This is a genomic window from Lysobacter enzymogenes, from assembly GCF_017168095.1.
Lineage (GTDB): Bacteria > Pseudomonadota > Gammaproteobacteria > Xanthomonadales > Xanthomonadaceae > Lysobacter > Lysobacter enzymogenes_D.
On sequence record NZ_LXSD01000267.1, the window covers coordinates 19,733 to 29,118 of the forward strand.

The 9,386-nt window shown below is 68.3% G+C and carries 8 protein-coding genes and 1 pseudogene; 2 read left to right on the plus strand and 7 right to left on the minus strand.

Annotated features, from left to right (window positions below; translation table 11 throughout):
* Nucleotides 1-16: 16 nt before the first annotated feature.
* Together A7A76_RS07670 and A7A76_RS07675 are read left to right on the plus strand one after the other, a co-directional pair.
* Nucleotides 17-874, plus strand: coding sequence for a sugar phosphate isomerase/epimerase family protein (locus tag A7A76_RS07670; protein ID WP_206410642.1), 858 nt, complete (start codon nucleotides 17-19; stop codon nucleotides 872-874).
* A gap of 15 nt (nucleotides 875-889) precedes the next feature.
* Nucleotides 890-1,189: a c-type cytochrome gene (locus tag A7A76_RS07675; RefSeq protein ID WP_206410643.1), complete on the plus strand. Its 300-nt coding sequence runs from the start codon at nucleotides 890-892 to the stop codon at nucleotides 1,187-1,189.
* A gap of 35 nt (nucleotides 1,190-1,224) precedes the next feature.
* Here the strand turns inward: A7A76_RS07675 and A7A76_RS07680 are convergent, their stop codons facing one another.
* The 7 genes and pseudogenes from A7A76_RS07680 to A7A76_RS07710 all read right to left on the minus strand — a co-directional run.
* Nucleotides 1,225-1,950 carry a 3-keto-disaccharide hydrolase gene (locus A7A76_RS07680; protein ID WP_206410649.1) on the minus strand — a complete coding sequence of 242 codons (726 nt, stop codon included), beginning with the start codon at nucleotides 1,948-1,950 and terminating at the stop codon, nucleotides 1,225-1,227.
* A gap of 75 nt (nucleotides 1,951-2,025) precedes the next feature.
* Nucleotides 2,026-2,601, minus strand: a complete 576-nt coding sequence (locus tag A7A76_RS07685; protein ID WP_206410644.1) for a gluconate 2-dehydrogenase subunit 3 family protein — start codon at nucleotides 2,599-2,601, stop codon at nucleotides 2,026-2,028.
* Nucleotides 2,601-4,286, minus strand: coding sequence for a GMC oxidoreductase (locus A7A76_RS07690; protein WP_206410645.1), 1,686 nt, complete (start codon nucleotides 4,284-4,286; stop codon nucleotides 2,601-2,603). Before A7A76_RS07690 ends, A7A76_RS07685 begins: the two co-directional genes overlap by 1 nt.
* Nucleotides 4,287-4,311: 25 nt before the next feature.
* Nucleotides 4,312-5,148 carry a hydroxypyruvate isomerase family protein gene (locus A7A76_RS07695; protein ID WP_241200792.1) on the minus strand — a complete coding sequence of 279 codons (837 nt, stop codon included), beginning with the start codon at nucleotides 5,146-5,148 and terminating at the stop codon, nucleotides 4,312-4,314.
* A 511-nt stretch (nucleotides 5,149-5,659) separates the two neighbouring features.
* Nucleotides 5,660-6,892: an MFS transporter gene (locus A7A76_RS07700; protein WP_206410646.1), complete on the minus strand. Its 1,233-nt coding sequence runs from the start codon at nucleotides 6,890-6,892 to the stop codon at nucleotides 5,660-5,662.
* Between the two features lie 193 nt (nucleotides 6,893-7,085).
* Nucleotides 7,086-7,700: an NAD(P)H-dependent oxidoreductase gene (locus A7A76_RS07705; RefSeq protein WP_206410647.1), complete on the minus strand. Its 615-nt coding sequence runs from the start codon at nucleotides 7,698-7,700 to the stop codon at nucleotides 7,086-7,088.
* Between the two features lie 93 nt (nucleotides 7,701-7,793).
* A pseudogene (locus A7A76_RS07710) lies at nucleotides 7,794-9,386 on the minus strand (excinuclease ABC subunit UvrA); the annotation flags it as partial.

Consider the following 9,386-nt stretch of genomic DNA (forward strand, 5'->3'; position numbering starts at 1 on the left):
TTACCGGGAGGACACCATGACGATCGCCATCGCGCGCAGCCTTGCGGCCGCCGCGCTTCTGTTCCTGACCGCCGCGCCCGCTTTCGCGCAACAGGCCCAATCCCAGCCCCGGCCCATCGCCGTGCAGATGTACACGCTGCGCAACGTCGCCTCGCTCGAGCAGCAGCTCAAGATCGTGCACGACGCCGGCATCCGCGCGGTGGAGACCGTCGGCACCCAGGACGTGTCGGCGAAGACGCTCAAGCGGCTGCTGGACAAGTATTCGATCAAGGCGATCTCGACCCACGCGCAACTGGCCAACCTGCGCAGCGATCTCGACGGCGTGGTGGCGTTCAACCAGGCGATCGGCAACACCGTGCTGGTGGTGCCCTACCTCAAGCAAGAAGAGCGCCCGACCGACGCCGCCGGCTGGACCGCGCTGGGCAAGGAACTGGGCGCGATCTCGAACAAGGTCCGGGCCAAGGGCATGACGCTCGCCTACCACAACCACGATTTCGAGCTCGCCGATTTCGGCGGCAAGACCGGCCTGGAGCTGATGTTCGAAGGCGCCGGCCCGCAACTGCGGGCCGAGCTCGACCTGGCCTGGATCGCGCGCGCCGGACGCGACCCGGCGACCTTGCTCGACACGTTCCGCGGCCGCGTGTTCGCCGTGCACGCCAAGGACAACGCGCCGCCCGGCCAGGGCAAGGACGAGGACGGTTTCGCCGCGCTGGGCCAGGGCGTGCTGGACTGGAACAAGATCCTTCCCGCCGCCGCGCGCGCGGGCGTGCGCTGGTACATCATCGAACACGACCATCCGCTCGATCCCGCCGCCGTCGTCCAGGCCGGCGCCGCCTACCTCAACCAACACCTGCCCGCGGGCGCAGGTCGCTGATCGCGGAGAACGTCCATGTCGAAATCGCTCCGGATCGCCGCCCTGCCCTTGTTCGTCGCAGCGTTCGCCGCCGCGCCCGCCGTCGCCCAGGATGCCGCCGCGGGCGCCAAGCTCTATGCCGCGAACTGCGCGTCCTGCCACGGCGCCGACCGCGCGGGCATGGGCGAAACCTTTCCCGCCCTGACCGACGTGGGCAAGCGGCTCGATGCGAAGAAGATCAAGGAACGGATCAAGGCCGGCGGCGGGCTGATGCCGCCGTTCGGCCAATTGTCCGAGAAGGATCTGGAAGACATCGCGGTCTTCCTGAAACAGTAGGACGCCGGCGCGGCGGCCCGCGCCGCGCCCGTCGCTTACAGCTCGCGCACCCAGATGTTGCGGTAGCTGACCTTGGCGTCGTGGTCCTGCAGATAGATCGGCGCGCAGCCGTGCGGCGAATAGGACGGCGCGCCGATGTATTCGGTCTTGCCCGCCAGCACGGTGTCGTCCTGCACGAGCACGCCGTTGTGCAGCACGGTGATGCGCGCCGGCGAAATCAGTCCGCCGCCTTGGGAAAAGCGCGGCGCTTTCCAGATGACGTCGTAGGCCTGCCATTGGCCCGGCGCGCGCGAGGCGTTGACCAGCGGGATCGCCTGCTTGTAGATCGACGCCGCCTGGCCGTTGGCATAGGTCGGATTGCCGTAGCTGTCGAGCACCTGCAGTTCGTAAAGCTCCTGCAGGAAAATCCCGCTGTTGCCGCGATGCTGGCCGTCGAAGCCCTGGGTCTTGGCCGGGGTGCGCCACTCGATATGCAACTGGATGTCGCAGAAGCGCCGCCTGGTGCGGATGCCCTTGCTGCCCGGCACCACGGTAACCGCGCCGCCGGCGACGCTCCACGGAGCGTCGCCGCCCTGCTCGGCTTCCCAGGCCGACAGGTCCTTGCCGTCGAACAACACGATCGCGTCGGAAGGTGCGGCGTCCCTGGGCGTGGCCACCACCGCGGGCACCGGCTTCCAGACTTCGGTCCTGGCCGGATCGCGCTGCGCATCGGTCGGCGCCTGCGCGGCCGCGCAGCCCGCGGCCATGAGGCCTGGCGCCATCAGTATCGCGTTGATCACAGTCGGCTTGCCCATCGTTCCTCCACGAACAGCAGCGCGATCGCGCCGGCGCATCAATCAGGTGGCCCAAGCGGGCGTGCCCGGCTCGTAGGCCGCGTCGCCATCGTAGCGGCCCGGCACGGCGACGTAGCGCAGCGCCTGGGTCGCCCCGGCCTTGGAGGTGAAAAAGCCGAACAGCGCGAGCTGCTTGATCATGGTGAAGTAATGCGGCTTCAGCGCCTTCGGGTTGCCGCCGCCGGTGGCGATGGCCATCGAATTGATCCGCTGCCGGGCTTCGGCATCGAGCGCGCGCAGCAACTCGGTGCGCGCCTGCGCGGACAGCGAGACGAAGCGGCCGCCCGCGCGCTTGTCGAGGTCGGCCAGGCCGGCGCGGAAGATGGCCTGATACTCAGGGGTGTAGCAATCGCTCACGAATGTCGCCATGAACGCTCCGGTGCCCGCGTCCTTCGCTCCCGGCGTCCTGGTCCGCGGCAGGATGGTGTCGGCGATCTCGTCGAGCTGGGCCACCTCGGCCTCGGAGAACGCGCCGCTCCCGCTCGCAGCCGGTGCCTGCCCGTAGACGAACGCCGGCACGCCGATCATGGCCGCGCCGGTGGCGGCGGCGATCATCTTCAACAGCTCGCGACGTTCCATCACAGGTTCCCTGCCTTGAGTTCGCGCACGGCGTGGTCGGCCGCGCGCGCGGTCAGCGCCATGTAGGTCAGCGACGGGTTCACGCAGGCGCTGGAGGTCATGCAGGCGCCGTCGGTCACGTAGACGTTCGGCGCATCCCAGACCTGGTTGTGCGCGTTGAGCACCGAATGCTTGCGGTCGCGCCCCATCCGCGCCGTGCCCATCTCGTGGATGGCCATGCCCGGCGCGTAATCGTTCTCGTGCACCTTGACGTTCCTGACCCCGGCCGCCTCCAGCATTTCGGCCGCGTCCGCGCCCATGTCCTTGCGCATGGCCAGCTCGTTCTTGCGCAGGCTCACGTCCATCGCCAGCACCGGCAAGCCCCACTTGTCCTTGCGCTGCCGGTCCAGGCCGATCTTGTTGTCGTGATGCGGCAACATCTCGCCGAAGCCGGTCATGCCGATGACCCAGTCGCCCGGGACGGTCAACGCGTCCTTGAGCTCGGCGCCGATGTTGAGCTCGGCGATGTCGCGCGACCAGCCGGTGCGGCTCGCCGACCCCTGGTAGCCGAAGCCGCGCACGTAATCGCGCTTTTCCCGGCCCAGGTTGCGGAACCGCGGAATGTAGAAACCGCACGGGCGGCGGCCGAAGTAGTACTTGTCTTCATAGCCTTCGACCGTGCCGGAGGCGCCGACGCGGAAATGATGGTCCATGACGTTGTGCCCCAGCTCGCCCGACGACGAGCCCAGCCCGCCGTGCCAGACATCGGTGGCCGAGTTCATCAGCAGCCAGGTCGAATTGAACGCCGATGCGTTGAGGAAGACGACCTTGGCGGTGTACTGATAGGTCTGGCCGCTCTCGGCGTCGATGATCTCGACCCCGCGCGCGCGCTTGCGGTCCTTGTCGTAAAGCACTTCCTTGACGATCGAGAACGGGCGCAGGGTCAGGTTGCCGGTCTTCATCGCCGCAGGCAGCGTCGCCGACTGGGTCGAGAAATAGGCGCCGAACGGACAGCCCAGGATGCACTTGTTGCGGTACTGGCAATTGACCCGGCCCTGTTCGGGCTTGGGCTGGGTGATGTTGGCGGTGCGCGAGTGGATCAGATGGCGGGTACCGCCGAAGGCTTTCTTGATCCGCGCCGCCACGTCTTTCTCGACCACGTTCAGCGGGATCGGCGGCAGGAACTGCCCGTCGGGCAGCACATCCAGTCCCTCGACCGTGCCGGCGATGCCGGCGAATTTCTCGACGTGGTCGTACCACGGCGCGATGTCGGCGTAACGGATCGGCCAGTCGGTGGCGATGCCTTCCTTGAGGTTGGCTTCGAAATCCAGGTCCGACAGGCGATAGCTCTGCCGGCCCCACATCAGCGAACGGCCGCCGACGTGATAGCCGCGGAACCAGTCGAAGCGCTTGGTTTCCGTGTACGGACAATCCTGCTCGTCGGCCCACATCCCCATCGTGTCTTCGGCCAGCGGGTAGTCGCGCTTGAGCACCGGAAACGCCGTCTTCATCTCCTGGGTCGCCCAGGTGCGGTGCGGGTAGTCCCAGGCTTCCTTCATCGCGTTGACGTAGCCCTTGACGTGCTCGATGTTGCGGCCGCGTTCCAGCATCAGCACCTTGAGCCCGCGCTCGGTCAGCTCCTTGGCCGCCCAGCCGCCGCTGATGCCCGATCCGACCACGATCGCGTCGTAATGATTGTCTGCCATGAGTGTCCTCAGGTGGATATCGGCTTCAGACGTCGCACAGGCGTATCGCCTCGCGCAGCGAGGCGACCGGATCGGCCGCCTTCGGCGAGAACTCTTGCGCGAGATACCCTTGAAAGCCGGTGTCGCGGATCGCGCGGCAGATCGCGGGATAGTTGAGTTCCTGGTCGGCGCCGATCTCGTTGCGGCCGGGCACGCCCGCGGTGTGGTAGTGCTTGAAGAACGCATGGTGCTTGCGGATGCTGGCGATGATGTCGCCTTCCATGATCTGCATATGGTAGATGTCGTACAGCAGGCCGAAGTGGTCCGAGCCGATCCGCTGGCACAGTTCGACGCCCCACGCGGAGCGATCGCACAGATAGTCGGGGTGATCCACCCGGGAATTGAGCAGCTCCATCACCAGCACCACGCCGCGCTTTTCGGCGTGGCCGAGAATGCGCTTGATTCCGGCCTCGGCGTTGGCGAGCCCCTGCTGCGGATCCATGCCGTTGCGGTTGCCGGAAAAGCAGATGAGGTTGCGGTAGCCGGCATCGGCGACCAGGTCGATATGGCGGGTGTAGCGCTGCACCAGTTCATCGTGGAACTCGGTGGCGGCGAAGCCCCGGGTCAGGCCGAGCTCGGCGCCGTTGCACATCGAGCTGAATACGCCGTGCGCCTTCAGGGTCGGCCAGTCTTCGGGCCCGACCAGGTCGATGGCGGAAAAGCCGATGTCCTTCACCGTCTGGCACAACTGGGCGACCGACTGCTTCGCGAACGTCCAGCGCGCGACGGATTGCTTCAGCCGGCCCTTGAGCTCGCCTGCTCGCGGCGCTGCGGCGGCCATCGCGGGCGCGACGGCGGCGGCGGCGAGTCCCAGGCCGGCCATGGCCGCGGCGCGGATCGCGTTTCGCCTGCTGATCTTCGGATTCATAAAGCTCACCTGCGCGTTCCTGAAGCCATAACCGAAAGGCGGCTCGGACAAAATCTTTCGAAACATCGCCCCTGCGACGGGACGCTCGCCGTCCGCTCGATGCATCGACTCGATCGAGCGGAAACCGATCCGCCCTGAGCCTCACAGCCCGCATGAAAGCGCAAAAACTTCCGGTATGCAATCGATTGCGCAACAGTTCGGCGACGGCGATTCCTATGTTGCACAGCACAACGGGCGCAGCGGTTCGCCCGCTTCCGCGAGTGCGCAACCCTTCGCTGATTTTTCGATGTGGTTCGTGCGTCGGCGACCGCCAACGATCATCCTCAGCGCGATTTACGCCGATTCGGCCATCGGTTCAGCCAAAGCGATAAAGCGTTGGATTGATCGCCCCGTTCTGCAAATTTTTTCGCAAAGACGTAGCGAAAGGATGGGCGATGCGAAATCGACCTTGCCGATAGCGCATCGTTCAGCGCGTCGCGGGCGCCGTTTCCGGCATCCGCAAAACAACCGGCAGCACCGCCAGCGCCACCGCCGCGATCATCAGTCCCGGCAACGGCGGCCAGCCGCTCAGGCCGACCCAGTACTCGGCCAGCACCGGCGTCAAACCGCCGAACAGCGCGGTCGCCGCGGTCGCGCCCAGCGCCAGTCCGCTGAGCCTGCCTTCGCCGGAGAACTGTTCGGCGGTGGTCACCGCGCCCACGGCGCTGACTCCGCCGGCGACGCTGGCCAGCACCACCGCGCCCAACCAGGCGAACGCGCCCGAGCTTGCGGCCATGAGGTCGAACAACAAGATCGGCAGCAGCGCGCTGCCCAGGCACAGCGCCAGCAGCACCGGACGCCGCCCGAACCGGTCGGACGCGGCGCCGGCCACGGGCGTCGCCAGGATGACCGCCAACGCCGCCCACACCGCCAGATTCAGGGCCGCCGCTTCGGAGGCCGCGTTCACCGAGACGACAAACGTCGGCACGTAGGCGATGCCGACGTAATAGGTGACCGAGCCGAGCGCGGAGATCGCGAAGCCGCGCGCGATGCCCGCGCGGTGGTGCTTGAGCGCGAACGCGAGCGGCGCGCGCGGCACGCTGCGCTCGCGCCGTTGCCGCAGGAAGTCCGGCGACTCCTGCATCGCGGTGCGGAAGATCCACACCAGCATGGCCATGCCTGCGCCGAACAGGAACGGCAGGCGCCATCCCCAGGCATCGAGATCCGACGGCGGCAACAGGTTCACCACCAGCGCCGCGGCGCCCACCGCCAGCAACGCGCCGACCTCGCTGGCCGCGGCGGCCATCGACGTCACCAAGCCGCGCCGGGCGGCGGGCGCGCCTTCCATGAGGTAGGCGACCACGCCGGTGTATTCGCCGCCGACCGCAAAGCCCATGACGCAGCGCAGGCCCATCAGCGCGATCCCGGCCCAGGGGCCGATGTCTTCGCGGGTCGGCAGCAGCGCGGTCAGCAAGGTCGCCGTCGTCATCAGGCCGATCGACACGAGCATCATCGAGCGGCGGCCGTAGCGGTCGCCCCACTGCCCGAAGAACACCGCGCCCAGCGGACGCATCAGATACGCGACGGCGAACGTGCCCAGGGTCAGCAGCAGCGAAGACGAGTCGGTTCCGAAGAACACCCGCGACAGGGTCGTCGCGAAGTAGAGATACAGGGTGAAGTCGTACCACTCCACCACCGTGGAGAACGCCGCGATGGCCATCGACCGCCGGGACACGGACTTCGCGGCCCGCACTGCGGCGCTCATCGCGGGCCGATCAACTGTGACGGTGCGCGCATCACCAGGGATTTACCCCTTCGAAACAGCGGTGGCATGCACGTTAGCACGCGGCCGCCGATCGATGCGGATGCGGCGGCCCGGCAGCCGCATCGGCCGGGCGAACAGAGCGCTTGCGTTACCGCGCACTGCGCTCGCGAAACGACCGCGCCGCCGTACCCACCAACGCAGCGACCTCGCCGAGCCAGCGCTCCCGGTCCTGTGCCCCGCTCGCCGCCATCGGCCCGTACATGCGCCGGGTCACCGTTGCGACGCCGCACAGTTCGAACACGCTGGTCTTCCACAAGCGCTCGAGCGGATCGCCGAACACATCGCGCTCGCGCTCGGCCGGGGTGTTGGAGGTGTTGAACACGAAGGCCTCGCGCGCCTTGAGCAATCCGACCGGCACGCCGTCCGGGCCTGCGCCCTCCGGGTAGGCGTAGGCGGTGTCCAGGCGGAACACGCGGTCGATCCAGCCTTTCAGGATCGCCGGAGGCTGGCTCCACCAGTTGGGATGGAACACCAGGATCAGGTCGGCCTGCCGCAGTTCGGCGCAATGGCGTTCGACGAGTTCGTCGTCCGAGGCGGTGTTCAAGGCTTCCACGACGGGTTGGACGGGGTTGAAGCCTTCGGCGTAGAGGTCGTGCTCGCGCACGGCGAATCCGCTTGCGCGAAGCGCGGCGGCGGCCTGCGCCGCCATCGCGTGGCTGAAGCTGGTCGGGCTGGGATGAGCGACGATCGAGAGCGCGAGCATGGGGGTTCCCGAAGCGGTTGAAGACGTGCGCGCCAGCCTATCAGGGCCGCGAACGCAGCCGCCGCGCGGCCCGCGACGATGCGCAGGCGCGGCCTAGGCCAACGCGCGCTCGAGGTAAGGTGCGGTCCGGCTCGTGCTGGCGCGCGCGACGTCTTCGGGCGTGCCGGCCGCGACGATCGAGCCGCCCTCCTCGCCCGCGCCGGGGCCGAGATCGATGACCCAGTCGCTGTCGGCCACCACGCGCATCTCGTGCTCGATCACCACGACGCTGTGGCCGCCGTCGACCAGGCCATGCAACTGCGCCATCAGCTTGTCGACGTCGGCGGCATGCAGGCCGGTGGTCGGTTCGTCGAGCACGTACAAGGTGTGGCCGCGCTGGCTGCGGTGCAGTTCGGTGGCGAGCTTGATCCGCTGCGCTTCGCCGCCCGACAGTTCGGTCGCCGGCTGGCCCAGGCGCAGATAGCCCAGGCCGATGTCGCGCAGCACCGTCAGCGGCCGGGCGATGCTGTCTTCGTCGTGGAAGAAGGCCAGCGCTTCGGCGACGGTCATCGCCAGGACCTCGGCGATGTTGCGCTCGCGCCAGGTCACTTCCAGGGTTTTCTCGTTGTAGCGGCGGCCGTGGCAGGTCGGGCACGGCGCGTACACGGTCGGCATGAACAGCAGTTCGACCTGGACGAAGCCTTCGCCTTCGCAGGTCGCGCAGCGGCCCTTGGCGACGTTGAACGAGAACCGCCCGGCGTCGTAGCGGCGCGATTTGGCCAGCGGGGCCTGCGCGAACAGCTTGCGCACCGGGTCGAACAATCCGGTGTAGGTCGCCAGGTTCGAGCGCGGGGTGCGGCCGATGGGTTTCTGGTCGACGTTGACCAGGCGCTTGATCGCATCGGCGCCGCGGCCGAGCCGGCCGGCGGTGGTGCGCAGTTCGCCGGGCTGCGGCGGGCCGTCGTCGTCCGGCTCGGCTTCGGGTTCGTGGCCCAGGTGCGCGCCCATCAGTTCGATCAAGGCCTGGCTGATCAGGCTCGACTTGCCCGAGCCGGACACGCCGGTCACCGCGGTCAGCACGCCGAGCGGAATGCGCGCATCGACACCGTGCAGGTTGTTGCGGTGTACGCCGTGCAGTTCCAGCCAGTGGGCCGGCGTGCGCCGCGCGCGGTCGCGCAAGCGGCGCTGTTCGGCGAACAGATAACGCGCGGTCTGCGAAGCCGCGACTGCGCGCAAGCCTTCGGGCGGGCCGCTGTACAGCACTTCGCCGCCCTCCTGGCCGGCGCCGGGGCCGACATCGACGATCCAGTCCGCGCGCCGCATCATGTCCAGGTCGTGCTCGACCACGAACACCGAATTGCCGGTGCCCTTGAGCTGGTCCAGCGCGCGATGCAGCGCCTCGCTGTCGGCCGGATGCAGGCCGGCGGAGGGTTCGTCGAGCACGTACACCACGCCGAACAGGTTGGAACGGATCTGGGTGGCCAGGCGCAGGCGCTGCAGTTCGCCGGGCGACAGCGTCGGCGTGGTCCGGTCCAGCGCCAGATAGCCCAGGCCCAGCGCCTGCAGCGCGCCGATGCGCTCGACCAGATCGTGGGCGATGCGCTGCGCGGCGATGCGTTTTTCCTGCGACAGGTCCGGCGTGCGGCGCACGTCGGTGCCGCCGGCGTGGGCCGAGCCGCCGCGGGCGACGCGGCGCGCGGTGTCGCC

What these genes read in the sequence shown, in the direction of transcription:
- A7A76_RS07670 (WP_206410642.1), top strand. Translation starts at nt 17, where the DNA reads ATGACGATCGCCATCGCGCGCAGCCTTGCGGCCGCCGCGCTTCTGTTC.
- A7A76_RS07675 (WP_206410643.1), top strand. Translation starts at nt 890, where the DNA reads ATGTCGAAATCGCTCCGGATCGCCGCCCTGCCCTTGTTCGTCGCAGCG.
- A7A76_RS07680 (WP_206410649.1), bottom strand. Translation starts at nt 1,950, where the DNA reads ATGGCGCCAGGCCTCATGGCCGCGGGCTGCGCGGCCGCGCAGGCGCCG.
- A7A76_RS07685 (WP_206410644.1), bottom strand. Translation starts at nt 2,601, where the DNA reads ATGGAACGTCGCGAGCTGTTGAAGATGATCGCCGCCGCCACCGGCGCG.
- A7A76_RS07690 (WP_206410645.1), bottom strand. Translation starts at nt 4,286, where the DNA reads ATGGCAGACAATCATTACGACGCGATCGTGGTCGGATCGGGCATCAGC.
- A7A76_RS07695 (WP_241200792.1), bottom strand. Translation starts at nt 5,148, where the DNA reads ATGGCCGGCCTGGGACTCGCCGCCGCCGCCGTCGCGCCCGCGATGGCC.
- A7A76_RS07700 (WP_206410646.1), bottom strand. Translation starts at nt 6,892, where the DNA reads ATGGCCATCGCGGCGTTCTCCACGGTGGTGGAGTGGTACGACTTCACC.
- A7A76_RS07705 (WP_206410647.1), bottom strand. Translation starts at nt 7,700, where the DNA reads ATGCTCGCGCTCTCGATCGTCGCTCATCCCAGCCCGACCAGCTTCAGC.